This window comes from Nocardioides sp. GCM10027114, from assembly GCF_042659625.1.
Classification (GTDB): Bacteria; Actinomycetota; Actinomycetes; order Propionibacteriales; family Nocardioidaceae; genus Nocardioides.
The window spans coordinates 1-24,641 of the sequence record NZ_JBHSSS010000010.1 but is presented as its reverse complement, the minus strand read 5'-3'; the positions used below and the strand labels follow the sequence as shown (position 1 = coordinate 24,641).

At 72.9% G+C, this 24,641-nt stretch carries 28 protein-coding genes; 12 read left to right on the top strand and 16 right to left on the bottom strand.

The annotated features are described in order from the left end of the window. Nucleotides 1-37 precede the first annotated feature (37 nt). Entirely contained in the window at nt 38-868 is an 831-nt protein-coding gene (locus tag ACFP2E_RS05975) for a Crp/Fnr family transcriptional regulator (RefSeq protein WP_378522587.1), read from the top strand. 25 nt (nt 869-893) lie between these two features. On the opposite strand, the gene ACFP2E_RS05970 is transcribed toward ACFP2E_RS05975, so the two are convergent. From ACFP2E_RS05970 to ACFP2E_RS05960, 3 genes are all read right to left on the bottom strand, one after another. Further along, nucleotides 894-2,081: a cysteine--tRNA ligase gene (locus ACFP2E_RS05970; RefSeq protein WP_378522588.1), complete on the bottom strand. Its 1,188-nt coding sequence runs from the start codon at nt 2,079-2,081 to the stop codon at nt 894-896. A gap of 63 nt (nt 2,082-2,144) precedes the next feature. Then, nucleotides 2,145-3,254, bottom strand: a complete 1,110-nt coding sequence (locus tag ACFP2E_RS05965; RefSeq protein ID WP_378522589.1) for a hypothetical protein — start codon at nt 3,252-3,254, stop codon at nt 2,145-2,147. A 71-nt stretch (nt 3,255-3,325) separates the two neighbouring features. Next, on the bottom strand, nt 3,326-5,527 hold the full coding sequence (locus ACFP2E_RS05960; protein ID WP_378522590.1) for a multicopper oxidase family protein: 2,202 nt from the start codon (nt 5,525-5,527) through the stop codon (nt 3,326-3,328). A gap of 186 nt (nt 5,528-5,713) precedes the next feature. On the opposite strand from ACFP2E_RS05960, the gene ACFP2E_RS05955 reads away from it, so the two are divergent. After that, nucleotides 5,714-6,331 carry a class I SAM-dependent methyltransferase gene (locus ACFP2E_RS05955; protein ID WP_378522591.1) on the top strand — a complete coding sequence of 206 codons (618 nt, stop codon included), beginning with the start codon at nt 5,714-5,716 and terminating at the stop codon, nt 6,329-6,331. Nucleotides 6,332-6,361: 30 nt separating this feature from the next. On the opposite strand, the gene ACFP2E_RS05950 is transcribed toward ACFP2E_RS05955, so the two are convergent. Together ACFP2E_RS05950 and mca are read right to left on the bottom strand one after the other, a co-directional pair. Next, nucleotides 6,362-6,628, bottom strand: a complete 267-nt coding sequence (locus tag ACFP2E_RS05950; RefSeq protein WP_378522592.1) for a hypothetical protein — start codon at nt 6,626-6,628, stop codon at nt 6,362-6,364. Nucleotides 6,629-6,640: 12 nt separating this feature from the next. Then, nucleotides 6,641-7,525, bottom strand: a complete 885-nt coding sequence (mca, locus tag ACFP2E_RS05945) for a mycothiol conjugate amidase Mca (protein ID WP_378522593.1) — start codon at nt 7,523-7,525, stop codon at nt 6,641-6,643. Nucleotides 7,526-7,570: 45 nt separating this feature from the next. On the opposite strand from mca, the gene ACFP2E_RS05940 reads away from it, so the two are divergent. Beyond that, on the top strand, nt 7,571-7,984 hold the full coding sequence (locus tag ACFP2E_RS05940) for a DUF4307 domain-containing protein (RefSeq protein WP_378522594.1): 414 nt from the start codon (nt 7,571-7,573) through the stop codon (nt 7,982-7,984). 198 nt (nt 7,985-8,182) lie between these two features. Beyond that, the gene (gene greA / locus ACFP2E_RS05935) at nt 8,183-8,686 is read left to right on the top strand and encodes a transcription elongation factor GreA (RefSeq protein WP_378522595.1); all 504 of its coding nucleotides are present in this window, start codon (nt 8,183-8,185) and stop codon (nt 8,684-8,686) included. 216 nt (nt 8,687-8,902) lie between these two features. On the opposite strand, the gene ilvA is transcribed toward greA, so the two are convergent. From ilvA to ACFP2E_RS05915, 4 genes are read right to left on the bottom strand one after another with little or no spacing between them, the layout of a single operon-like run. Then, nucleotides 8,903-10,117 carry a threonine ammonia-lyase gene (gene ilvA, locus ACFP2E_RS05930; protein WP_378522596.1) on the bottom strand — a complete coding sequence of 405 codons (1,215 nt, stop codon included), beginning with the start codon at nt 10,115-10,117 and terminating at the stop codon, nt 8,903-8,905. Beyond that, nucleotides 10,110-11,480, bottom strand: coding sequence for an AI-2E family transporter (locus ACFP2E_RS05925; protein WP_378522597.1), 1,371 nt, complete (start codon nt 11,478-11,480; stop codon nt 10,110-10,112). The genes ilvA and ACFP2E_RS05925 overlap by 8 nt, the downstream gene beginning before the upstream one ends. Nucleotides 11,481-11,489: 9 nt before the next feature. Beyond that, complete coding sequence (locus tag ACFP2E_RS05920; RefSeq protein WP_378522598.1) at nt 11,490-12,932, bottom strand: glutamate mutase L; 1,443 nt, start codon at nt 12,930-12,932, stop codon at nt 11,490-11,492. After that, nucleotides 12,925-14,091, bottom strand: a complete 1,167-nt coding sequence (locus ACFP2E_RS05915; protein ID WP_378522599.1) for a cystathionine gamma-synthase — start codon at nt 14,089-14,091, stop codon at nt 12,925-12,927. Before ACFP2E_RS05915 ends, ACFP2E_RS05920 begins: the two co-directional genes overlap by 8 nt. A 127-nt stretch (nt 14,092-14,218) precedes the next feature. On the opposite strand from ACFP2E_RS05915, the gene msrA reads away from it, so the two are divergent. Both msrA and ACFP2E_RS05905 read left to right on the top strand, forming a co-directional pair. Then, the gene (gene msrA, locus ACFP2E_RS05910) at nt 14,219-14,869 is read left to right on the top strand and encodes a peptide-methionine (S)-S-oxide reductase MsrA (RefSeq protein ID WP_378522600.1); all 651 of its coding nucleotides are present in this window, start codon (nt 14,219-14,221) and stop codon (nt 14,867-14,869) included. Between the two features lie 115 nt (nt 14,870-14,984). Then, on the top strand, nt 14,985-15,404 hold the full coding sequence (locus tag ACFP2E_RS05905) for a hypothetical protein (RefSeq protein ID WP_378522601.1): 420 nt from the start codon (nt 14,985-14,987) through the stop codon (nt 15,402-15,404). A 352-nt stretch (nt 15,405-15,756) separates the two neighbouring features. Here the strand turns inward: ACFP2E_RS05905 and ACFP2E_RS05900 are convergent, their stop codons facing one another. Next, nucleotides 15,757-16,050, bottom strand: coding sequence for a DUF1905 domain-containing protein (locus ACFP2E_RS05900; RefSeq protein ID WP_378522602.1), 294 nt, complete (start codon nt 16,048-16,050; stop codon nt 15,757-15,759). A gap of 129 nt (nt 16,051-16,179) precedes the next feature. Here ACFP2E_RS05900 and ACFP2E_RS05895 point away from each other — a divergent pair, with 129 nt between their 5' ends. From ACFP2E_RS05895 to ACFP2E_RS05875, 5 genes are all read left to right on the top strand, one after another. Next, nucleotides 16,180-16,812 (top strand): DedA family protein, encoded by a 633-nt coding sequence (locus ACFP2E_RS05895; RefSeq protein ID WP_378522603.1) that lies wholly within the window; start codon nt 16,180-16,182, stop codon nt 16,810-16,812. 31 nt (nt 16,813-16,843) lie between these two features. Beyond that, entirely contained in the window at nt 16,844-17,194 is a 351-nt protein-coding gene (locus ACFP2E_RS05890) for a cupin domain-containing protein (RefSeq protein WP_378522604.1), read from the top strand. Nucleotides 17,195-17,340: 146 nt separating this feature from the next. Further along, on the top strand, nt 17,341-17,601 hold the full coding sequence (locus ACFP2E_RS05885) for a GlsB/YeaQ/YmgE family stress response membrane protein (protein ID WP_378522605.1): 261 nt from the start codon (nt 17,341-17,343) through the stop codon (nt 17,599-17,601). A gap of 133 nt (nt 17,602-17,734) precedes the next feature. Next, nucleotides 17,735-18,154, top strand: a complete 420-nt coding sequence (locus ACFP2E_RS05880; RefSeq protein WP_378522606.1) for a VOC family protein — start codon at nt 17,735-17,737, stop codon at nt 18,152-18,154. Between the two features lie 76 nt (nt 18,155-18,230). Further along, the gene (locus tag ACFP2E_RS05875) at nt 18,231-19,568 is read left to right on the top strand and encodes an ABC1 kinase family protein (protein WP_378522607.1); all 1,338 of its coding nucleotides are present in this window, start codon (nt 18,231-18,233) and stop codon (nt 19,566-19,568) included. A 19-nt stretch (nt 19,569-19,587) separates the two neighbouring features. Here ACFP2E_RS05875 and ACFP2E_RS05870 read toward each other — a convergent pair whose 3' ends face one another. Genes ACFP2E_RS05870 through ACFP2E_RS05845 form a run of 6 tightly spaced genes read right to left on the bottom strand, consistent with a single transcriptional unit; the run spans nt 19,588 to nt 23,207 of the window. Continuing rightward, nucleotides 19,588-20,106, bottom strand: coding sequence for a GNAT family N-acetyltransferase (locus ACFP2E_RS05870; protein ID WP_378522608.1), 519 nt, complete (start codon nt 20,104-20,106; stop codon nt 19,588-19,590). Then, nucleotides 20,099-20,632 carry a DinB family protein gene (locus ACFP2E_RS05865; protein ID WP_378522609.1) on the bottom strand — a complete coding sequence of 178 codons (534 nt, stop codon included), beginning with the start codon at nt 20,630-20,632 and terminating at the stop codon, nt 20,099-20,101. Before ACFP2E_RS05865 ends, ACFP2E_RS05870 begins: the two co-directional genes overlap by 8 nt. An 11-nt stretch (nt 20,633-20,643) precedes the next feature. After that, entirely contained in the window at nt 20,644-21,423 is a 780-nt protein-coding gene (locus ACFP2E_RS05860; protein WP_378522610.1) for a VOC family protein, read from the bottom strand. Beyond that, nucleotides 21,420-21,794, bottom strand: a complete 375-nt coding sequence (locus ACFP2E_RS05855; RefSeq protein ID WP_378522611.1) for a pyridoxamine 5'-phosphate oxidase family protein — start codon at nt 21,792-21,794, stop codon at nt 21,420-21,422. The genes ACFP2E_RS05860 and ACFP2E_RS05855 overlap by 4 nt, the downstream gene beginning before the upstream one ends. A gap of 10 nt (nt 21,795-21,804) precedes the next feature. Continuing rightward, nucleotides 21,805-22,434: a YigZ family protein gene (locus tag ACFP2E_RS05850; protein WP_378522612.1), complete on the bottom strand. Its 630-nt coding sequence runs from the start codon at nt 22,432-22,434 to the stop codon at nt 21,805-21,807. Further along, nucleotides 22,425-23,207 (bottom strand): TSUP family transporter, encoded by a 783-nt coding sequence (locus tag ACFP2E_RS05845; RefSeq protein WP_378522613.1) that lies wholly within the window; start codon nt 23,205-23,207, stop codon nt 22,425-22,427. Before ACFP2E_RS05845 ends, ACFP2E_RS05850 begins: the two co-directional genes overlap by 10 nt. A gap of 417 nt (nt 23,208-23,624) precedes the next feature. Here ACFP2E_RS05845 and ACFP2E_RS05840 point away from each other — a divergent pair. Next, nucleotides 23,625-24,641, top strand: a 1,017-nt coding sequence (locus ACFP2E_RS05840; protein ID WP_378539291.1) for a DUF222 domain-containing protein, incomplete at its 3' end; no start/stop codon positions are given.

Sequence of the window (24,641 nt, the reverse complement as noted above, 5' to 3'; positions counted from 1 at the left end):
CCGTTTTGTCGCCCAGTTGTTGCGCAGGTTGTCTCGCATGCAGCCCACTGCCACGATGGCCGGACCAGCACGTTGCGACTTCGTCGCCAGCGCCGAGTCGCTGGCGCCCGCGACGTTCCGGCCGTGGTCGCCCGCGTGCCGCGAGGACGAGAGGCGGAGGGAACGCATGTCGCTCGACCCGGAACGCACCTGGTGCCTCTCCGAGGTGGACATCTTCGCCGACCTCAGCGACGACGAGATGGAGCGGATGGCCGAGGCGGCCCCGATGCGGACCTACCCCGCGGGCGCCCTGCTCTACACCCCGCAGCAGCAGACCGAGACGCTCTTCATCCTCAAGCGCGGGCGGGTCCGGATCTTCCGGCTCTCCGCCGACGGCCGCGCGCTGACCACCGCGATCCTCGAGCCGGGCACGATCTTCGGCGAGATGGTCGTCGTCGGCCAGCTGATGCACGACAACTTCGCCGAGGCGCTCGACGAGACCGTGGTGTGCGTGATGGGCCGACGGGACGTGCAGCGGCTGCTGCTCGGCGACCCGCGCATCGCCACCCGGATCTCCGAGATCCTCGGCCGTCGGCTCGCCGAGCTCGAGCAGCGGCTCTCCGACGTGGTGTTCAAGACCGTCGCGCAGCGGGTGGCCGACGCCCTGGTGACCCTCTCTCGCGAGCGCACGCTGGTCCGGAGCCCGGTCGTGCGGGTGACCCACGAGCAGCTCGCGTCGCTGGCCGGCACGTCGCGGGAGACCGCCACCAAGGTGCTCGGCGACCTGGCCGAGCAGGGCCTCATCTCGCTCGGCCGGGGCCGCATCGCGGTCCTCGACCGGGACGGGCTGCGCCGGCTGGTCGACCGCCCCGACCCGGCCGCCCGCTGACCGGCCGCGGCCGGCTGCCGGGCCGTCAGGACAGCCGCAGCACCGTCATCAGTCGGCGGGCGACCTCGCCGCCCTCCGCCTCGGCGCGCGCCAGCGCCGCGGGCACGTCGAGGTCCTCGCGCAGCAGCCGCACCGCCGCGTCCGGGTCCTGGGCGGGCGCCGCCGACGTGGCCGCGGCGGCGTACAGCCGCTCGAGGGCGGCCTCCGCCTGGGGCAGCATCCCCGGGTCGTAGTCCCACGGCTCGTCGTAGCGCCGGTTGACGAGCATCAGCCGCACCGCCGCCGGCGTGCAGCCGGACAGCACCTCGTCGACGAGGACGAGGTTGCCGGTGGACTTGGCCATCTTCTGCCCGCCGAGCCGCACCTCGCCGACGTGGAGCTGGAAGCGGGCGAACGGTGCAACGCCGGTCACCGCCTCGACCATCGCGACCTGGTAGGCGTGGTGGGGGAAGACGAGGTCCTCCCCGCCGACCAGCACGTCGACCGATGCGCCGTGGGTCGCCAACGCCATCGCCGCGCACTCGGCGTGCCAGCCCGGGCGGCCCCAGCCCCACGGGCTGGGCCACGCAGGCTCGTCGCCCTCCGACGGCCGCCACACCGCGACGTCGAAGGGCTCGTCCTTCTCGGCGTGCTCCGGGTGGTCGCCGTAGGAGCGCGACAGGTCGAGGGCCTGCTCGCGGTCGAGACCGCTCGCCGCGGCCACCGCCTCACCGCGGAACCAGACCGCGCCGCCGCGCTCGTACGCCGCGCCGCTGTCGAGGAGCGCCTGGCCGAGCTGCTGCACGGCGTCGACGTGGTGCCGGGCCCGCGGCCGGGCCTCGGGGGTCGCCACCCGCAGTGCCCGCATGCTCTGGTCGAAGAGCGCCTCCTGCTCGAGGGCGAACTCGTCGTAGTACCAGCCGCGGTCCCGGGCGGCGTCGAGCAGCACGTCGTCGACGTCGGTGACGTTGCGGCAGACGTGGACGGCCGGCCCGCCCGCGTGGAGCACCGAGGCGAGCACGTCGGCCCACACGAACGTCGCGGCGTGCCCGAGGTGGGTCACGTCGTAGGGGGTGATGCCGCAGACGTAGAGCCGCGCCGCCCCCGCGACCGGCAGCAGGTTGCCACCGAGCGTCAGGAACTCGGGGCGCGCCGGCAGCGGACCCACCCGCTGTCGGGAGTCGAAGACGCCGGAGCCCATCCGGGAGCCGGGGCTCGTCGAGGAGGAGGTCATGCCTCATCGTGCCACCGGGCCGACAGCCGGTGCACGGTCCGTCGCCCGCGTCCGTGCCGGACGTCAGTGACTGTGGCTGTGACTGTGGCTGTGGGCGGGGTCCCCCGGGTCGTCGGAGGGGACCGTGACGTCGAGCCAGCCCACGCCGCTGCCGGCCAGCCCGACCGACATCGCGCACACGACGGCGACCACGGCCATGCTGCCCGCGTGTGGCGTGGTCGCGGGCCGACCCCGCAGCCGGCCGCCGTCCCGGGCGAGCGCCGCGACCAGCAGAAGCGCGAGACCTTCCAGGACGAAGGCCGCTGCGTCGGCGAGCCCCACCGCCTCGGGGATGCCCTGCCACGGCCCCAGCGGCAGGCCCGTCGTCCGCGAGACACCCCACACCAGCAGTGGCACCACCGACACGACGGCGGCGAGGACCAGCGCCGGCGTTCCGCATCGCAGGACGGCGGCAGCCCCGGCCGCGAGCTGGCCGACCGCCAGCAGGACGAAGAAGACCCCCGCCGCCTGCCACTCCGCCAGGTGCACCGGGGTCACGGCCGCATGGATGACGCCGCTGCCCAGCAGGCAGGCAGCCAGCACGATGCGCAGGTCCGCCTCACGCGACGTGCGCACCGGCCACCGGGCACGTCCCTGGCGGCCTCGCGGGTGCCGCGTCCTCCTCACCACCGAGGCGTCGAGCCGACCGCCGCCCAGGGCCCACAGCCAGGCGACCACCACTACGTTGCTGGCCAGCAGGATGGCGGCGCCGTACGCCACCGCCCGCACCTGCAGCGCAAGGGTCGCCTCTCTGTCGACATCGAGGCAGTCGACGCAGCCGCCCACCATCTCGCCCATCGCCCGGGCCGCGCTCCACTGCAGGTGGAAGTCGTACGCCGCGCTGGCGGCGAGCTGGGCGACCCCCACCGCGGTGCCCGCCGCGACCACCAGCAGGGCCGTCACCGTGGTCGTGCCCCGCCTGCGGGCGGCGCCCCGCCAGCGCACCGACAGCCCGAACGCCGCGAGCACGGCCAGCGCGAAGAACGGAAGCGTCAACGACGACTCCCGGAGCCATGCCTCGAACGGGGAGTCGGTGCGCTGGATCGCGCCGACCGCGCCTCGCAGCGACACGACCCAGAAGCCGGCGACGCAGGCCAGCAGGACGGCCAGCGGCAGCACCGTGGCCCATGGCACGGCCAGGTCTCCTCGGGCGTCCCGCGTACGCGATCGGTGCGGCGCCGTCGCCCGGCCGAGGGCCGGCGCACTCATGGGACGATCTCCCAGCCGAACATCATCGCGTGGTCCTCGTGCACCAGGTTGTGGCAGTGGGCGACGTACGGGCCGACGAAGCTGCGGAAGCCGCGGTAGACGATCACGGACTCGCCCGGGTCGAGCGCGATGGTGTCCTCGCGCGAGCGGTCGTCAGGGTGACCCGGTCGCGGGTTCACGGTGACGTCGCGGCCGTCTCGCATGACGGTGCGGTGCTCCTCCATGTGCAGGTGCATGGGGTGCACCCAGCCGCCGCCGCCGTTGCGGACCTCCCACAGCCCGAAGCTGTTCAGCCGCGGCCGGGCCAGGGGACGCCTGCGGGCGGGGTTCCGCAGGCTGCGCGCAACCTCGTCGGGGTCGAACGGCTTGCCGTTCACGAGCCACTCGATCTCGCCGTCGGAGCTGCCCCGCTTGACCTCGAAGATGAGCCGGTTGGGGAGCAGGGTCTTCCAGTTGCCCGGCAGCGGCGGCAGCGGGCGCAGGAACGGGGGCACCTCGCTGACGTCGGGGGCGTCGTCCCCGATGACGATCTTGAGCACCGGGACCAGGTACGCCGGGTCCGGGTTGGACCGCGACGAGGCCTCCCACATCCGCCCGTCCTCCATCTTCATGACGTTCGTCAGGTAGATGACGTCGCCCTTGGTGGTCGGCGAGCCGTCGAGGTACCGGGTGAAGTCGACGACGACCTCACGCCGCTTGGCCGGCCACAGCTCGAACGAGTCGCGCGTGAGCGGCGACGGCATGAGCCCGCCGTCGGTCGCGATCTGGGTGAAGCGCATGCACTGCTGGGCGTCGGGGATCCGGTACTGCCCGTCGAGCTCTTCGTCCTTGTAGCCCAGCGACGCCGCTGACCTCGGACCCTGTGTCGAGGACATCAGCTTGAACTCGTAGATCCGCGAGACCGACGCGTCGAGGAACCGGAAGCGGTACTTGCGACGCTTGACCTCGAGCACCGGGAAGGCGACCCCGTTGACCGTGAAGAGGTCGCCGACGAACCCGTGGTTGGGGAAGTGCTTGTAGAACGTCTTGCCCCACCACTCGGGGTGCTTGCGGGGGTTGCCGGCGGCCGGGTACTGGCCGTGCAGGTCGTGGATGTCGTGGTGCAGCGTCTCGCCGTCGTCGAGCCGGAAGTCGGCGAACGCGAGCGGGATGTCGTACTCCACGTCGAAGGAGCCGTCGGAGTGGTCGGTGCGGACCCCGGGCAGCCGCAGCCCCCGCCGCTCGTCGCCCATGTCCGTGCCGCCCTCGGGGTCGTAGATCGGGTAGAGCCCGAACATCCCCTTGTAGACGTTGGCACCGGTGTGGTCCATGGTGTGGTCGTGGAACCAGAAGAAGCTCTGCTTCTCGCGTGAGTCCCCACCGGCGGCCCAGTTGAGATACAGGTTGTCCACCCACATCCCGGGCGCGTAGCCGGGCTTCCTCGCCCCTCGCACCATGCTGTAGTGCGGGTTCCCGTCGCTCTCGGGCGCGGTGTGGGCGTTGTGCAGGTGGACCAGCGCTCCGTAGTTCGGGTCGCCGAAGTCCTGCCGGTCCAGGCCCAGCGGGTTCTCGTGGAGGCGGTTCCGGAAGCGGATCAGCACCGGCTTCCCGTACTCGGCGTTGATCATCGGGCCGGGCAGCGTCCCGTTGAACCCGTAGATCGTGCTCGGCGGCAGCGTCCGCTCGACGCCCTCGTCGTAGCGGCGGCCGGTCTCGTCCCAGGATCGGGTGGGCTCCCCGTCGCTGTCGATGGCGAGGACCTTGGACGTCGTGAACGAGTGGGTCCCCACCAGGTGGTCGATCTCGTAGACGATGGGATCCACAGTCCCGCCGGGAGGTTGCCACAGCTGGTGGCGCTCGTTGCGCAGCGAGTTCTGCTCGCCCTCGCCGGGGCCGGGCGGGTGCTCCCAGTCGCGGAACACCGAGTCGGCCACCGGTCGCAGCGCTCGCGGGATCGGCAGCTCCTGGTCGAACGGGCGGAGGATGAGGGGACTGGTCGGGAAGTCCTCGGTGTAGAAGAGGTTGTCGGCCAGCGCCGATGCGGTGGCCCCGAAGATCCCGTCCGCGGAGAGCCACCCCCGCTGCGCGAGGTACGGGCGTCCCAGACCACCCCCGACCGCCAGCGCCGCCCCCAACCCCGACGCGGCCCCCAGCCGCAGTGCTGTGCGACGGGTGACCCCGTCGTTGCTCGCCTGCCCTGACGACACTGCATCCGACATCACGTCACCACCTCGGCCTCGTGCGCGTCAGCCGGGACCCACCCCGTCCGCGCGCTCCGAGCCCCGAACAGCGACGACCGGGCGCGCCCCGAGCAGGGTCACCGCCGCCCTGCTCGCACCTCTCGCGATCAGACTGCCTGCCCTACCTTGGGAAAAAGTTGGGCGGGAGCCTGCTTCAATCGAGCCATGGACGCGGAGGCCTGGGACGAGCGGTACGCCGCTTCGGAGCTCGTGTGGTCGGCCGGGCCCAACCGGTTCGTCGAGCGGGAGTGCGCCGGCCTGCCACCCGGCGACGCGCTCGACCTCGCGGCGGGCGAGGGCCGCAACGCGATCTGGCTGTCCCGCCGCGGCTGGCGAGCGACGGCGGTCGACTTCTCCCGGGTCGCGCTGGACAAGGGCCGCACCCTCGCGGAGGACACCCCCGTGGAGTGGGTCGTCGGTGACGCCACCACGTGGCACCGGCCGGAAGGCTTCGACCTGGTCGTCGTCGCCTACCTGCAGCTGCGCCCGGCCCAGCGACAGGCTGCGATGCGCAACGCGCTCGTCTCGCTCCGACCGGGCGGCACGATGCTGGTGGTGGCGCACGACAGCAGCAACATCTCCGAGGGCACGGGCGGGCCGCAGGACCCGTCGGTGCTCTACACCGCCGAGGACGTCGTCGCCGACCTCGAGGGCGCGGCGCCCGGCGAGCTGGTGGTGGAGCGCGCCGAGCGGGTGACCCGCCCGGTCGAGCCGGGGCACGGGGGCGAGGCGACGCTCACGGCGTACGACTGCCTCGTGCGGGTCCGACGGACCCCGGGCTGAGTCCGGCTTCTCCGGCCGTGGGGTCGGGCGTCAGCCCTGCCGGCCGTCGGCGTCGTCGGCACCGTTCGCGGCCGGCTGGTCGCCGAACAGACCGGCGTCCTTGGCCGCCTCGGCCTTGCGGAGGTGCTTCACCAGGCTGAGCCCGAGCAGCGCGACGGCGACGATGAGCAGGATGAAGATCGCGAACGCACCCCAGCCGGCCTTGACGTCCTCGGGCTTCGGGGTCGGGTCGACCTGGAGCGCGACGACCAGCGGGAGAACGGCGTCGTACGCCGGGGCAAGCAGGGCGGGGAGCATGCTTCGATTCTCTCAGGCGGGGTCGGTGATGCCGGCGAACAGGTCGTCCTCCGGGGTCTGCGAAGGGACGTGGCTCACGACGAGCTCGTAGTCCTCGGTCGGCCAGACGGTCTCCTGGATCTCCCGAGGGCAGGCGAACCAGTGGCCGTCGGGGTCGATCTGGGTGGCGTGCGCCATCAGCGCCTGGTCGCGGACGCCGAAGTACTCGGCGCAGGGCACCCGGGTGGTGATCCGGGCGTCCCAGTCCGGCTCCGGCACCCACTCCTTGAGCCGCTCGGCCCACGGCGACTCGAGCCCGTGCTCGAGCATCGCGTCGTGCAGCGCCTGGGTGCGGGGGCGGTTGAAGGAGTGGTGGTAGTAGAGCTTCAGCGGCTGCCACGGCTCCCCCAGCTCGGGGTAGCGGTCGGGGTCGCCGGCCGCCTCGAACGCCGCGACGGTGACCTGGTGGCACATGATGTGGTCGGGGTGCGGGTAGCCGCCGCGCTCGTCGTACGTCGTCACGACGTGCGGCCGGAACTCCCGCATCAGGCGCACCAGCGGCGCCGCCGCCTCCTCGACCGGCAGCGACGCGAAGCAGCCCTCGGGCAGCGGCGGCTTCGGGTCGCCCTCCGGCCAGCCGGAGTCGACGAAGCCGAGCCAGTCCTGGCGCACGCCGAGGATGTCGCGGGCCCGCTCCATCTCCTGGCGGCGGACCTCGGTGATGTTCTCGAGGATCTCGGGCCGGTCCATCTTCGGGTTGAGGATGGAGCCCCGCTCGCCGCCGGTGCAGGTGACCACGTGGACGTCGACCCCCTCCGCGACGTAGCGCGCGGTCGACGCCGCCCCCTTGCTCGACTCGTCGTCGGGGTGGGCGTGCACGTGCATGAGCCGGTAACCGGCACGGGGTCCCTGCGGCATGCCCGTGATTGTAGGGAGCCACCACCAGCGTGGAACCATGGCACCGTGAGCGACGACGTCCTGAGCACCCGGTACGGCGCGCCGTCCCCGGTCCGTCGGCGGCTCCTGGTGACGGTCTCGACGGTGGTCGCGGGGGTCTTCCTCGGCTGGCTGGGCTGGACCGCGTTCTTCCACGGCGACCCCGACGTGTCGTCGAAGCTGGTGACCTACGCCGTGGAGGACGAGCACCGCGCGACGGCCAGCCTGAACGTCTCCCTCGGCGACGAAGACGTCATCGCCACCTGCCTGCTCCGCGCGATCGCCGAGGACCACACGGTGGTCGGGGAGCTCGCGTTCGAGGTCACCTCCGCCGACGTCGCGGGCGGGCCGACGCTGACCCGGGAGGTCCGCACCGAGCGGCGGGCGACCACGGTCTCGCTGGTGGGCTGCACCACACCGGGGCAGCCCCGCCCCCGCTGAGCCCACCCCTCCCGGCCCTGTGTGACGCGGTCGGCTCCGACCTGCCATTTGCGTCACGAGTTGCTACATTGGATGTTCTGCCTCACACGCAGAGCCGGATTCCCACGCGCTCGCCGGGCCCGCCGACCAGGCCCGAGGCAGCACTGACCACGATCACGCGGATGTCACCGCGACGTCCGCCGATGAGGAGTACGCACCATGACGCAGTCGACCGACCAGGGCACCGTGTGGCTGACCCAGGACGCCTTCGACAAGCTCCAGGCCGAGCTGGAGGACCTCAAGGGTCCTCGCCGGCAGGAGGTCATCGAGCGGATCAGCGCCGCCCGCGACGAGGGTGACCTGAAGGAGAACGGCGGCTACCACGCCGCCAAGGACGAGCAGGGCAAGATCGAGGCCCGTATCCGGCAGCTCGAGGACATGCTCCGTCGCGCCGAGGTCGGCGAGACCCCGGCCAACGACGGCGTCGTCGAGCCCGGCATGGTCGTCACCTACCGCTTCGTCGGGGACGACGAGACCGAGAAGTTCCTGCTCGGCGCCCGCGAGATCAAGCGCGAGGACGACCCGCTCGAGGTCTACTCGCCGCAGTCGGCCATGGGCGCCGCGATCAACGGCAAGACCAAGGGCGACACCGTCAGCTACACCGCGCCCAACGGCAAGGAGCTGTCGGTCGAGATCGTCGACGCGGTCCCCTACACGAACTGACGCCGGCCGCACACGCCTGATGACGGCGCCGCCATCCGGGGCGGCGCCGTTGGCGTTTCCGGGCGGCCTGCGCCAGCCGGGTGCTGCGGCTTCACCACGGTATGTCGCTGAACCCGCACATCCCCAGGGGTGTGCACCACGGGAGGCGCGGGTAGCCCGACATACCGTGGTGAAGCCGCTGCTCGCACCCCTGCCCGAGCAGCCGTCCGCCGGAGGTCACTCGTAGATGCGGTAGCCCCGCTCGCGCAGCCGGGTCATCACCTGCTCGGCGTGGGGCAGGCCGCGGGTCTCCATCTGCAGGCTGACCTCGACCTCGTCGAGGTGCAGCGACGCGGAGATCCGCTCGTGCGCGACCTCGAGGATGTTGGCGCCGGCGGCACCCACCTCGGTGAGCAGGGCGGCGAGTCCGCCGGGCACGTCGGGGATGCAGAGCCGGAGGTGGAGGTACCGGCCGGCCGCCGCCATGCCGTGCTGGATCACCTTGCCGAGCAGCAGCGGGTCGATGTTGCCACCGGAGAGCACCGCCACCGCGGGCGTCGCGAACGCGTCGGGGCGGTCGAGCATTGCGGCCACGGCGGCCGCCCCGGCCGGCTCGACCACCATCTTGGCCCGCTCCAGCAGCGCGAGCAGCGCGCGCGAGAGGGACTCCTCGGACACGGTGAGGATCTCGTCGACGTGGTCGGTGACCGCGATGAACGGGACCTCGCCGGGCAGCCCGACTGCGATGCCGTCGGCCATGGTCTGCATCGACTCGAGCTTGACCGGCTTGCCCTCGGTGAGCGAGCCGGGCCAGGCGGCGGCGCCCTCGGCCTGGACCCCGATCACCCGGACGTCCGGCCGCCTCGCCTTGATCGCGATGGCCATGCCGGCGATCAGGCCGCCGCCCCCGGTCGGGATCAGCACGGTCTTCGCCTCGGGCGCCTGCTCGAGCACCTCGAGCCCGGCAGTGCCCTGCCCCGCGACGATGTCGGGGTGGTCGAACGGGTGGATCAGCACCGCGCCGGTCCGCTCCGAGAAGGCCCGCGCCTCGGCGAGCGCGTCCTCGAGGTAGCGGCCGTGGAAGACCACGTCGGCGCCGTACGACCGGGTGGCGCGCTCCTTCGGGATCGGGGCGCCCTCGGGCATGAAGACCGTCGACTTGATGCCGAGCAGCGAGGCGGCGAGCGCGACACCCTGGGCGTGGTTGCCGGCCGAGGCCGCAACGACACCGTTGGCGCGCTCCTCCTCGGAGAGCCGGGAGATGCGGACGTAGGCGCCGCGGATCTTGAAGGAGCCGGTGCGCTGGAGGTTCTCGCACTTGAGCCACACCGGGCCGCCGGCCATCGAGGAGAGCCACCTGGACTCCTCCATGGGGGTCTCGATGGCGGTGCCCTCGAGCACCTTCCGGGCGGCCTCGATGTCGTCGAGGGACACCTTCGGCACGTCAGTCACGCGGGGAACCTTCCTCGTCAGGCACAGGGGGTACGTCGTCACCGTCGGCGATCTCGCCTTCCAGGACCTCGTCGGGATCGTCGTCGCCGACCTCGGTGTTGCTGGCGAGGTGCTGCACGACGGCGTTGGCGACCGCCACGACGGGGACCGCGATGAGCGCGCCGGCGATCCCGGCGACCAGCACGCCGCAGCCGATCGCGACGATCACGCCGAGCGGGTGCACCGAGACGAAGCGGCCCATCAGGAACGGCTGGAGCACGTGGCCCTCGACCTGCTGGACCAGGATGACGCCGCCCAGCATCAGCAGCGCGGTGACCGGGCCCTGGTCCACCAGGGCGACCAGCACCGCCACGGCGCCGGCGACGGTGGCGCCGACCATCGGCACGAAGGCGCCGAGGAAGACCAGCACGCCGATCGCGAAGACGAACGGCACCTGCAGGATCGCGGCCACGATCATGATGCCGATCGCGTCGACCGCCGCGACGATGACCGTGGCGCGGACGAACTGGGTGAGCGAGATCCAGGCGACCCGGCCCGAGGTGTCGACGTGCTCGCGGGCGGCCCGCGGCGCCAGCCGCACGGCCCACGCCCAGATCCGGCCGCCGTCGGCGAGGAAGAAGTAGGTCGCGAACAGCACGATGAAGAAGCCCGCGAGCAGGTGGCCCAGGGCGACACCGAACTCCGTCACCTGGGTCAGCGCCTCGCCACGCTGGCCCCAGTCGGCGATCGAGGCCTGGAGCTCGTTGAGGTAGCCGTCGATCTGGGAGTCGCTGGCGTTGAGCGGCCCCTCCTTCAGCCACGTGCGGATCTCGCCCAGGCCGCGCGCCACCTGGGCGGCGAGGTCGCTGATCCCGCTGGCGACCTGCTGCCCGGCCATCGTGAGCAGGAACGCCACCGTGGCGATGCCGCCCATGACCACGAGGACCGCTGACAACGGCCGCGGCAGCCCGATCCGGCTCAGTCCGTGCACGACGGGGGTGGCCAGGGCGCTGATCAGCATGGCGATGATGATCGGGATCGTGATCAGCGAGAAGAACCAGAGCACCCGCACGATCACGTAGCCGGCGACCGCGATCACCAGGAACCGCCAGGCCCACGCGGCGGCGAGGTCGACGCCCCACGGCACCTGGGCCCGGCTGAAGTTCGACGGGCCGGTGGCGATCTGCGGCGTCTCCGAGCGGCGTTCGCGCTCGGCGCGCAGCGCGGCCCACTGGTGCGCGATCCGCTCGGCCAGCCGCTCGTCGTCGGCCCCGGCGGAGCCCTTGGGCGGGACCACGCGACCGAACCGCTCGCGCAGTCCCGGGCGCTGGGGCACCGGGGCCCCGGCCGGCGCCTGCGCGGCGCGTTCCTGCTCGCTGCTCACGGCCACAGGCTAGCCCTCGCCCCGACCGCCCCCGGTGAGCCCCATCACCAGCCGGTACGCCGCGTCCGGGTGGGCGCCCGCCAGCAGACCGGCCGCGGCGAGCACGTAGTCGCGGTCCACCACCGTGCGGGGCGACCGCGGCAGCTGCCACCCCTCCTCCCCGGAGGCGTCCTCGCCGGTGCTCCCTGCGAGGACCCGGGCCGCCACCCCGGGCCGGCCGTTGCGCAGCACCCCGCCCGAGCCGACGAGCAGGTCGACCTCGCGCAGGTCCTTCCCGGACCGCTCGACCACCCGGCCGTCGGGCCCGACGACCACGCGGGACCGGCCGGCGTGCCGGCGCAGCGCGAGGCCGACCGCCGCCGCGGCGATGGCCTCGTCGACGGCAGCGTCCGCCTCGTCGGCCGGCAGGAACGCGGGATCGTCGTGCCGCCGGGCCGCCTCGTCGGCCAGGTCGAGGCCGGCGGCCTCGACGGTCGTGACGGCGGACCAGCGCATGCCGAGGTCGCCCTCGACGGTGCGGGTGACGGGGGTGGTCGCGACCACCTCGCGGGACAGTCCCGCGTCCTCGGGGTCGACCTCGACGACGCTGTGGACGTCGGTGGTGGCGCCGCCGACGTCGACGACGACCACGTCGCCGGCACCGGGACGCTCCTCGTCGAGGCCGTGCGCGAGCAGCTCCACGCCGGTGAGCACGACGTCGGGCGTGGCGCCGCGGACCAGCTCGGTGAAGGCCTCCCCGGCCGCGGTGGTGCGGCTGCTGAGGTGCTTGCCGCCGATGACGTGGCGCAGGAACATCTCGCGGATCGCGGCGCGCGCCGACTCCGGGGCGAGCACGCCGATCCGGGGCACGACGTTGTCGGCCAGCACGTACGGCGCCCCCGCGGCGTCGAGCACGGCGGCGGCATCGTCGCGGGCGTCGACGTTGCCGGCGACCACCACCGGGCCGCGCCAGCCGGCGTCGGCCAGCAGCCGGGCCCCGGTCACCAGCGGCTCGGGGTTGCCCCCGTCGGTGCCGCCGGTGAGCAGCACGACGTCGGGGCAGGCATCGGCCAGCGTCTTCGTGACGTCCTCGACGGTCGGCGTGCCGGCGCCGGTCCCGGCCGGCGACAGGGCGACCACGTCGACCACCTTGCCGCCGCTGGACAGCGCCACCCGGCGGCCTGCCTCGGCGGTGACGAGCTCCTCGTTTCCGACCACGGCCACCCGCAGCCCGCCCCCGGCGCTGGAGCAGGCCAGCACCTCTGCCGTGGCAGCACGGGCGTCCTGCGCGACCAGGTCGGCCAGGCAGGCGTCGTACCCGTCCAGGACGTCGGTGCCGATCGTCGTGGGGTGCGACGCGGAGGCGACGAGCCGTCCCTCGGCGAGGTCGACCAGCGCCGCCTTGGTGAAGGTCGACCCGAAGTCGACGCAGACGACGGTCCCGTCCCGGCCCGTCCCGGACCGGTCAGCCACCGAGGGCGCGGTTGAGGTCGGCGAGCAGGTCGTCGGCGGTCTCGATGCCGACGCTGAGCCGGACGAGGTCGGCGGGCACCTCGAGGTCGGTGCCGGCGACGCTGGCGTGGGTCATCCGGCCGGGGTGCTCGATGAGCGACTCGACGCCGCCCAGCGACTCGCCGAGCGTGAACACCTCGGCCCGCTCGCACACCGCCAGCGCCTGCTCCTCGCCGCCGGCGACGCGGAACGACACCATCCCGCCGAAGCGCCTCATCTGCCGCGACGCGACCGCGTGGCCGGGGTGCTCCTCGAGGCCGGGGTAGATCACCTGGGTGACCTGCGGGTGGCCGGTCAGGAACTCCACGACCTTCTCGGCGTTGTCGCAGTGGCGGTCCATCCGGACGCCGAGGGTCTTGAGCCCGCGTTGGGTCAGGAAGCAGTCGAACGGCCCGGGCACGGCGCCCATGGCGTTCTGGTGGAAGGTGACCTTCTCGGCCAGGTCGAGGTCGCGGACCACGATCGCGCCGCCGACGACGTCGGAGTGCCCGCCGGCGTACTTGGTGGTCGAGTGGAGCACCACGTCGGCGCCCAGCGTCAGCGGCTGCTGGAGGTACGGCGACGCGAAGGTGTTGTCGACGACGAGCAGCGCGCCGGCGTCGTGGGCGACGGAGGCGAGTGCCTCGATGTCGCCGATGTTGAGCAGCGGGTTGGTCGGCGTCTCGACCCACACCAGCTTCGTCTCCCCCGGCCGGATCGCGGCGCGGACGGCGTCGACGTCGGAGACCGGCGCCGGGCTGTGGTCGAGGCCCCAGACCTTCTCGACCTTGTCGAAGAGGCGGAAGGTGCCGCCGTAGGCGTCGTCGGGGATCACCGCGTGGTCGCCGGGCCGGCAGACGGCGCGAACCAGGGTGTCCTCGGCGGCGAGGCCGGAGGCGAACGCGAAGCCGCGCTCCCCCTCCTCGAGCGCGGCGAGCGCGCCCTCGAGGGCGGTGCGGGTCGGGTTCGCGGAGCGGCTGTACTCGTAGCCGCCGCGCAGGCCGCCGACGCCGTCCTGCTTGTAGGTCGAGGTGGCGTAGATCGGCGGGATCACGGCGCCCGTCGTGGGGTCCGGCTCGTAGCCGGCGTGGATGGCGCGGGTCTCGAACCCGGACTTGCTCCTGTGCTGCTGCTCGCTCACCCCGCCGACACTACTTCGGACCGCCGCCGTGCTCGTCTCGGGGAGCGCTCGGGAACGGATCGGCCACCACCGCTGTTGCAGACTGGTGAGTGCCCGTGCCGACCCCGGGCCCGAGACAGGAGTGATCGTGTCCCTCTTCGCCCGCCACAAGACCACCCTTCCCGCGCCCGGCGAGGCGCTGCCCGGCCGCCCGACGCGGGAGTTCCACCTCGCGACGAAGCACGCCGTCCTCGACGCGCCGGTCGTCACCGACGAGGTGCCCGAGGGTCTCGAGGTCGCTGTCTTCGGCCTCGGCTGCTTCTGGGGTGCCGAGGAGGTCTACTGGCAGCTGCCGGGCGTCTGGTCCACCTCGGTCGGGTACGCCGGCGGGCAGACGCCGAACCCGTCGTACGAGGAGGTCTGCACCGGCCGGACCGGCCACACCGAGGCCGTGCGGATCGTCTTCGACCCGTCGAAGGTCTCCTACGCCGACCTGGTCAAGACGTTCTTCGAGGTGCACGACCCCACGCAGGGCATGCGGCAGGGCAACGACATCGGCACCCAGTACCGCTCGGCCATCTACTTCACGACCCCCGAGCAGGAGCAGGTCGCCCGCGAGCTGACCGCGGTGTACGGCGCGGAGCTGCAGCGGCGCCGGCTCGGCGACATCACCACCGAGATCGCGCCGGCCCCGACGTACTACTACGCCGAGGACCCGCACCAGCAGTACCTCGCGAAGAACCCCTTCGGCTACCGCTGCCACGCGAACACGGGCGTGAAGTTCCCGGGAACCGCCTGAGCCACGGCTCCTGGCGAGGTCCCGCGAGGTCCTGAATTCTGGTCATGACCCGGCCTGCCTGCTGAACCAGCATGGGCACGGTCCGGGTCATGATCTCGACGGAGGGACCTCTCCCATGAAGACGCTCATCGCCACCGCAGCCGCCCTCGGCCTCGCCACGGCCGTCGCCGTCGCGGCCCCCGCGGCAGCCGACCCGAAGGGGCAGCTGATCCCGCTCAGCTGCGACAACGGGGTCGACTACGTGATCGCCGTCAACGGCAACGGCGACTTCACGCCCGGCCACGACGTCGCCAGCACCAGCGTCCTGGTGCCGACCGCCTTCGGCGAGTTCCACGCCGTCGTCACGGACGAGTCGGGAGCGGTGATCGACGAGTTCAGCGAGCCGGGCATCGCCAAGGGGAGGTCCACCAAGAACCGCCGCACCTCCACCACCTGCAGCTTCGCCTTCAGCGACCAGTTCATGGATCGCGACCTCGGCCTGCTGACCTTCACGGTCTCGGGCACCGTCAGCGGGTTCATCACGCCCGTGCGGTAGCCCGGGCCCGTCGCGATCCCCGGATATCCGGGGATGCGTGGTGCCCGTGTGCGCAAGCGCAGGTTCGGGGGGCCAGATGACCCGCGTTTGCGCACAACTCAGCGGGGCCGGCCTGCGCCGGCCTGCGAGGTCGGGCGCGCCAGGCTCCGCGCCGTGGACATCGACATCGTCGCGCTGGTCGTCGTCCTGCTCTTCCTGGCCCTCCTCGGCTTCGGCCGCAGCCTCCTCGCCGAGGCTCGAGCTCGCAGGTGGCCAACGGGGCCGCGGTGCTCGTGCTGGCGACCTTGCTGGGGATGCTCGCCCTCGGCCTGTTCTCCTGGCTCGACCCTGCGGGATCGGCGGCCGGCCGCACTCAGGGCTGTCGGCGCCCCACGCCCAGCCCGACCTTCACCACCTGGTCCGGCTCGATCCGGGCCTGGCGGCGTACGGCGGCCTTGAGTGGCAGCAGGTAGCAGCCGTCCTTGGGGAACAGCGCGGTCGTGAATTCGGTGGCGCCGACGCGCACGACCACCGGCACCTGCCCCCAGTACTCCACGCCCTGCGCGGCGACCTTGATGTCGGCGCTCTCCTCCTCGGGGATGCGCACGAACCAGAACGGCGCGGGGCCGCGCCACTCGACGACCCGCCCCTCGAACTCGAAGTCCATGGCCTCAGTGAACCCCGAGGCCGTCCCGACACCCGGCTGCGACCCGCGTGGACGGCACACGCCGCGGTACAGGAGACTCATGCCGGTGCCACGTTCATCCCGCTGCTCGACGCGCCCGCCGGAGGCGCCGTGATCCCCCTGCAGGAATGGATCGTCGAGTTCATGCGGGCCATCGGTGCGCCGGGGGTCGGTGTCGCGATCCTGCTGGAGACGGCGTTCCCGCCGATCCCCTCCGAGGTCGTCCTGCCGCTGGCCGGGTTCACCGCCAGCCAGGGGCACTACGGCGTCGTGGCCGCGATCGTGTGGGCGACCGCGGGCTCGCTGGCCGGCGCCCTGCTGCTCTACTGGGCCGGCGCGGTCTGGGGCGTCGAGCGGGTGTGCCGGGTCGCCGACCGGTTGCCGCTGGTGGACGGCGCCGACGTGCACCGGGCCGTCGCGTGGTTCGAGAGCCACGGCCGGACTGCGGTTCTCGTGGGACGGTTCGTGCCGGGGGTGCGCAGCCTGGTCTCCATCCCGGCGGGCATCCAGCGGATGCGGCTGGTGTCGTTCACGGTCCTCACCACCGTGGGGAGCCTCGTCTGGAACGCCGCGCTGATCCTCGCCGGCTACGAGCTGGGCGCGCAGTGGCGGCGCGTGGAGGCGTACGTCGGCGACGCGTCGTACGCCGTCTACGTCGTACTGGGCGCCGCACTGGCGGTGTTCGTGGTGCGCCGATGGCGGGCGCGGCGTTCCGACCGACCCGGCGGATCCGCGAACGACTGATTCCCGCCGCGGGGTCTGTCATCCTGCCCGCATGAGCCTCGATCCGGCGGTGACCAACCCGCAGCACTACAAGGTGCTCTTCGAGAACGAGCAGGTGCGCGTGCTGGAGTACACCGACCAGCCCGGCGACGTGACCACGCCGCACGCCCACCCCGACAGCGTCATGTACACGCTCTCGAGCTTCCGGCGCCGGCTGGTGTCCGGCGGGTCCCAGCGCGAGGTGGACATGGTGGCGGGCACCGTCGGCTGGCTGCCGTCCCAGACCCACCACGGCGAGAACATCGGCGACACCCCGACCCACGTGCTCTTCGTCGAGGTCAAGGGCTCCACCGGGCCCGGCGATGGCACCGGCGGGCCGGAGATCGAGCTCGGCCCCCGCTGACCTGCCGGTGGCGCGTCCGGGCCGGAGGTCACAGCAGCACCCTTGGTCCCAGTGGCACCAGCCACCTGTGCCACCGCGCTAGTTTCGAGGTAGCCGCTCTGAGGTACAGGAGCCCGGCAACAACCCCCGAACAAGGAGAGAGTCACATGATCGGCTTCATCGTCGCGGGACTCGTGATCGGCGCCCTGGCCCGTCTGATCAAGCCCGGCAAGCAGAACCTCAGCCTCCTCGCCACCCTGCTGCTCGGCCTCGTCGGCTCGGTCATCGGCGGCGTGGTCGCCAACCTGCTGGGCACGGGAAGCATCTGGGAGCTGAACATCCTCGGCTTCATCGTCGCCGTGATCGCCGCCGTCGCCCTGATCGGCGTCGCGGAGGGCATGAGCGCCCGCAAGACCACCAACGCCTGAGCGGACCGCGAGGTCCCTCAGCCGGGGAGACCGGGAAGGGCCCGGCGTACCAGCCGCGCCGGCTCTTCCCGCGTCGGTCCCCCGGCTCACCCGGACCGCCGGTTGTCGGGGCGGGCCGCTAGCGTCGCGGACCGTGACCACCACGAGCGACTCCCCGAGCAGCCCACTGTCCACCCGCGTCGGCCAGGTCTTCATCCCGGTGCGCGACATGCCGCGCGCCGTCGCCTGGTACGCCGACCTGCTCGGCTTCGCCCACGACGCCGACGCCCTCGGCCACGGCGACACCATCTACGACATCCCCACCACCGGGCAGCCCTACCTCTGCCTCGACGCCAACCGGCCCGACTTCGTGGCCAGCGGCCCGGCCCGGTTCTTCCTGTGGACCGACGACATGGCCGCCACCGTCGACCATCTGCACACCGTGGGCGCCACGAACGTCTCGGAGGTCGAGGACATCGGCAGCCTGTGCTTCGTCACCTTCGAGGACCCGGACGGCAACCTGCTCATGGCGGCCCAGACGGCAGCCGGGTCGACGGAGCCAGCGGACGCGTGACGGTGAGTCGCCGTCGTACGGCCGGCCGTGACACAAACCACTGGGGTCGCGACCAGCGCCCCGGCAGAATGGCCGGGTGACCGAGCTTCCCCGCAAGGCCGCCGCGCGCACCGCGCGGCTGGCAGCCCTGCCCCTCGGCTTCGCCGGGCGCAACGCGATCGGTCTGGGGAAGCGGCTGGGCGGCAAGCCCGCCGACGCGGTCATGTCGGAGATCCAGCAGCGCACGGCCGAGCAGCTGTTCCGCACGCTCGGCGAGCTCAAGGGCGGCGCGATGAAGTTCGGCCAGGCGCTGTCGGTGCTGGAGTCGGCGCTGCCGGAGGAGGTCACCGAGCCCTACCGCGAGCAGCTCACCAGGCTCCAGGACTCCGCGCCGCCGATGCCCACCCAGACGGTGCGCGACATCCTCGCCAAGGAGCTGGGTGACGACTGGCGCGAGCGGCTGGTGTGGCTCGACGGCGGTCCGAGCGCGGCGGCCTCCATCGGGCAGGTCCACAAGGGCCGCTGGCACGACGGCCGCGACGTCGCGGTGAAGGTGCAGTACCCCGGCGCCGGCGACGCCCTGCGCGCCGACCTCAAGCAGCTGGCCCGCCTGACCCGCACCATCGGCCCACTCGTGCCGGGGGTCGAGGTGAAGCCGCTCATCGAGGAGCTGCAGGCCCGTGCCGAGGAGGAGCTCGACTACCACCTCGAGGCCGAGGCGCAGCAGGCGTTCGCCGACGCGTTTCGCGACGACCCCGAGATCACCGTCCCCGACGTCGTAGGAGTCGGCAGCACCGTCCTGGTCAGCGAGTGGCTGGACAGCCCCGCCTCGCTGGCGTCCGTGATCGCCAACGGCAGCCAGGAGGAGCGCGACCACTACGGCGAGCTGCTGGTCCGCTTCCTCTTCGCCGGCCCGTCCCGCACCGGCATGCTGCACGCCGACCCGCACCCCGGCAACTACCGCATCCTGCCCCGCGAGGACGGCACCCCCGGGGGCATGGGCGTGCTCGACTACGGCGCGGTGGCCCGGCTCCCCGGCCAGGGGCTGCCCGAGGCGATGGGACGGCTCCTGCGGATCGCCGGCGAGAACGAGGGTCAGGAGCTGGTCGACGGGCTGCGGGCCGAGGGCTTCATCAAGCCGGGCATCAAGCTCGACCCCGGCCTGCTCCTCGACTACCTCGCACCCTTCGCGGAGCCGACCCGGGTCGAACGGTTCCGCTTCTCGCGGGAGTGGATGCGCGAGCAGTTCGCCCGCATCAACAACCCCAAGGAGCCGACGTACACGCTGGCGCTCAAGCTCAACCTGCCGCCGGCATACCTGCTGATCCACCGCACCTGGCTCGGCGGGATCGGCGTGCTCAGCCAGCTCGAGGCGGAGGCACCGTTCCGGGCGATCCTCGAGGAGTACCTCCCGGGGTTCGCCGAACCCGCCTGACGGCCCAGTCCGGCCCGGGTCAGTCCTGCGCCAGCGGGAGGTGCATCACGTGGAGGCCGACGTACCCGTGCGTCGGTGAGTGGAAGGCGCCGGGGACGGTGCCGACGATCTCGAACCCGAGCGCCTGCCACAGCGCCACGGCCGCGGTGTTGGTCTCGACGACGGCGTTGAACTGGATGCCGCGGTAGCCCTGGTCGCGGTGCCACTGCACCACCCACTCGCCCAGTCGACGGCCCACGCCGCGCCCCCGCGCCTCGGGCGTGACCATGAACGACGCGGTGCCAACGTGGCTCCCGGGGCCGGGCCGGTTCGGCCCCATCTTGGCGGTGCCGAGGACCCGGCCGTCCTCCTCGAGGACGACGGTCAGGCCCGGTGGCCGCTCGAGCCACAGCCCCCGCGCCGTCTCCGCGTCCAAGCCGGGCGGGTAGGCGTAGGTCTCCCCCGCCCGGACGGTCGCGTCGAAGATCGGCCAGATCCGCGGCCAGTCCTCCTCGGTGGCGGGTCGGATCGCCGGGTCGGGCGCGGGCTCGTCACTCACCGGTGCTCCCGTCGACGGACTCGCGGATCAGGTCGGCGTGCCCGTTGTGGCGGGCGTACTCCTCGATCATGTGGACCAGGATCCAGCGCAGGCTGACGGGCTTCCCGGTGCTTCGCTGCGGCCGCGCGGACCGCATGTCGAGGCCGCCCTCGGCGAGCGCCCGGTCGAGGTTGCGGTCCGAGGCGGCAACCGCGGCGTCGAACAGCCGGCGCAGCTCATCGGGAGTGTCGGCGGCGGCGCTGTGCCACTCCCAGTCGCCGTCCGCCTCCCAGTCGACCGACGTCCATGGCTCCGCGGCCTCGTTGCCCAGCAGCGCCACGCTGAACCACCAGTCCTCGACCAGCGCGAGGTGCTTGAGCATCCCGCCGAGGGTCATCGTCGAGGGCGGCAGCGTTGCGCTGAGCTGGTCGCTGGTGAGCCCCTCGGTCTTCCAGCGCAGGGTGTCGCGGTGGTAGTCGAGGAAGCCACGGAGCGTCTCGACCTCGGTGCCCTGCAGGGGCGGGTCGACACGGGTGTCGGTCGTCATGACCCCGGACGCTAGTGGTCGGCCGGCTCGTCCAGCACGCGGGTTTCCGGGGTGCGGTCGGTGATGCAGTACGCCGACCCCACGGGGTCGCGCAGCACCGTCCACCACTGTTGGGTCGCCACCACCTCCGCGCCGAGGGCCTCGTGGCGCGCCGTTTCCCTGAACCGGTCCGTCGTGGCGACGTCGAGGTGCGCCGTCGTCGCGCCGCGCGGCTCGTCGAGTCGCTGGAGCAGCAGGCCCACCGACTGCTCCGCCGGCCGGACGAGGCGGCGGAACTCCTCGCGGCTGGCCGGTGCCCGGAGCTCCCAGCCGGTCAGCGCCTGCCAGAACGCCACCTCCTCGTGGAAGCCGTCCGGGGCGACGTCGAGGCAGACCTGGTCGACCGCCGAGCTCAAGCCGTCTCCCCAGTCGGCAGGGCCGGCCGGGACCCGGGCGGGGTGGGTGACGAAGCAGAACGGGAAGCCACCGGGCGAGGCCATCACGACGTATCCGTCCGGGCCGTCGGGGCGCGCACTCTCGGTCGCGCCGAGCCCGGCGGCGGCCCGGGCGGCCGTGCCGGGGTCCGGGACGTGCAGGTCCAGGTGGAGCCGGGTCGGTCCGTCCGCCAGCTGCTGCACGCGCAGGTGGTCGTCGCCGCGGGGCGGGACGAGCGTCGCGAACTCCTCGTGCTCCCCCCGCAGCGGCGACAGCCCGTAGCCGGTCACGCCGCGCCAGAAGCCGACGCCCGGCTCGAACGCGTCGGCGGCGAGGTCGAGGAAGGCGGTGACCCAGAACGGGTGGGTGGCGCTCACTCGACCGGCTTGCAGTCGTGGCCGCAGCCGTCACCGGCGACCGGGCCGTCGGCGTGGGAGGCGGGCCGGTGCAGCACCGCCTTCGTCGGCCGGACGGACACCTCGTCGCCGGACGCGACCGACGCGTCGCCGTCGACGATGAGGCTGAAGCCCCGCGGCTCGGGTGGCGGGAACAGCAGCGTGGCCGCGGGGTTGGCGGTGGCGTTGGCGGCGCTGCCCCGGCTGGCGCCGCACGCCAGGGCGCCGTCGACGGGCGTCGGCTCGACGGTCACGACCTTGACCCGGCCGTCCGCGCCAGCGGTGAGCAGGTAGCCGGGGCCGAAGTCCTGCAGCGTCTCGGCGAGCCGGTCGATCGGGACGGGGATGCTCATGCCGTCGAGGCTACTGCCGTACGTCGACCCACGAGCTGCCCGCGGCCACCGGCTCGGCGCCGCCGCCGGTGAGCTCGGCGACCAGCGGCGCCAGGGACCCCGGCTCCCGGACCCCGAGGCGCAGCGTCACCGCCGCGGCGTACTCGGCGTCGAGCACCTCGACGTCGCGGGCGCGCAGGTCGCTCTCGACCCGGCCGGCGTCGGCGTGCGAGACCTGGAGGAGGTACTCGTGGACCCGGACCCGCTCCAGGGTGCCGGCCACGTCGAGCCCGGCGCGCACGGCGTCGCCGTACGCGCGGACGAGCCCGCCCGCCCCGAGCAGGGTGCCGCCGAACCAGCGGGTGACGACCGCGACGACGTCGCTGAGGCCCTGGCCGCGGAGCACCTCCAGCATGGGTGCGCCCGCGGTGCCGGCGGGCTCGCCGTCGTCGCTCGAGCGCTCGACCTCGCTGCCCGGGCCGAGCACGAACGCCGAGCAGTGGTGCCGGGCGTCCCAGTGCTGCTTGCGCAGCCGCTCGACCACGGCCCGCGCCGCAGCCTCGTCCTCGACGCGGACGAGGGTGCACAGGAACCGCGAGCGCTTGACCTCGATCTCGGCCTCCGCGTCGCGCGCAAGCGTCAGGTAGCGGTCTACCCCCACAGCCCCAGCACCTCGCCGCCGATCCGGACGATGAAGGCCGAGACGACCACGATGAAGAAGACCCGGACGAACCGGCTGCCGCGCGACACCGCCGTACGGGCGCCGAGGTAGCCGCCGACGAGGTTGCTCAGGCCCATCACGAGGCCGATCTTCCACAGCACCGCGCCCTGCGGCACGAAGACGCACAGGGCAGCGAGGTTGGTGGCCCAGTTGGCAAGTCGCGCCTTCGCGCTCGCCTCGAGGAAGTTGTAGCCGAGCAGGCCGACCAGCGTGAACACGAAGAAGCTGCCCGTGCCGGGGCCGAGCGCGCCGTCGTAGAAGCCGATCAGGAAGCCGGTGACCATCGCGGCCACCGTGTGGTGGTGGCCGGCGAACCGCAGCATGGTCACCTCGCCCAGCTTCGGCTTCGCCAGCACGTAGCCGCCCACCACGATCAGCGCGACCAGCACGATCGGGGCGAACGCGTCCTTGGGGATCAGGCTCGCCGCCCCTGCGCCCAGCGCCGACCCTGCGAAGGCGAGCAGCATCAGCGGGATGAACGTCCTCGGGTCCGGGCGCACCCGCCGGTAGTACGTCGCGCTGCTCACCGTCGTGCCGCAGATCGAGGCGAGCTTGTTGGTGGCGAGCACCTGCACCGGCGAGGCGTTCGGGAGGCCGAGCAGCAGCGCCGGCAGCTGGATCAGGCCTCCCCCGCCGACCACGGCGTCGACGAAGCCGGCCGCCAGCCCCGCCAGCGCCAGCAGCACCAGCACCGTCGTCGTCACGTCCTCCACCCGCGCGAGCCTAGGCCGAACCCACCCAGACCCCGGTACCGGCGCAGGCCGCCGGCCCCACGGAGGTCGAGCCCGTCGAGACCCCGGCACCGGTGGTTGAGGTGCGAGCGGAGCGAGACGGTGAAAACCCTGCAGCGTGCGCAGGGCGCTGAGGTACGCCGGTCGAGCCCGTCGAGACCCGGTGAGGTCGGCAGGGCGGCGATGAACGCGGGTCGAGCCCGTCGAGACCCAGCGACTTCAACGGTCGGCGCCCTGCGTCTCTTCTGGGGCTTCGAGGCTCGGCGCTGGGGCGCCTCGCACCTCAACCACCGGCTCGGGTTGCGGTCTGCGATTTCTTTACCTTCTTCTTTCCCCGGATGGCCTCAACGGCGGGCTTTTCGGGCCGGGACTGTCGGTGGTCGCTGCTTGAGTAGTCCCATGACAGCCACCGTGTGCGACAGCCTCGACTCCCCGGCCGGGGTGCTCGCTGCCGCCCGCGAATCACGGCGCGAGGCCAACGCCCAGGAGTCCCGGCTGCTCCAGCTCGCGGTCGAGTGGGCGGTCCAGCACCCCGCCGAGTCGCTGGTCGAAGCGGCGGGGTTCGAGCTCGACGGGTCCGAGACCGCGGTCCCGATCGCCGGCGAGGGCACACCGCTGATCACCGAGTTCTGCGTCGCCGAGTGGGCCGCGTCGCTCGGGATGTCCACGGAGGCCGGGAAGGCGTTCTTGGGTGAGGCGGTCGAGCTGCGCTACCGGTTGCCGCGGCTCTACCGCCGCGTCGTCGCCGGCGACCTGCCCGCGTGGCGGGCCCGGCACATCGCCCGCCACACCATCGCGCTCAACCCGGCCGCAGCTGAGTTCGTGGACCGTCACGTCGCGCACGTCGCCCACAAGATCGGCCCCACCCGGTTGAACGACCTGGTCGACGAGGCGATCGCCCGCCACGACCGGGACCTGGCCCAGGAACGCTTCGGCAGAGCGGCCGACCACCGGTCCTTCGACATCCACCTCGACCAGGCCACGCTGGACGGCACCGTCGACGTCCACGGCGTCCTCGACGCCGCCGACGCGATGGACCTCGAGCACGCGGTGGCCGACCTCGCCTCGCAGCTGCGGCAGCTCGGGTCCGAGGAGTCGCTGGACGTGCGGCGGTCCAAGGCTGTCGGAGAGCTCGCTCGCGGGGCGCAGACCCTCGACCTCACCGGCAGCGATGAGGAAGAGACGGAGTCAGGCTCTCCGCGGCGGTTGCACCGCCGCCCCACCCGCCGCCGCAGGATCAGCCTCGTGATCCACGTGTCCGAGGACGCCGTGGTCGGTGCCGGCCCGCTGGGCCGGGTCGAGGGACTGCGGTGCCCGGTGACGACCGACCAGATCCGGACCTGGCTCGCGGCATCCGACGCCCAGATCGTCGTGAAGCCGGTGGTCGATCCGTCCGGCTGCGCGCCCGTGGGGGCC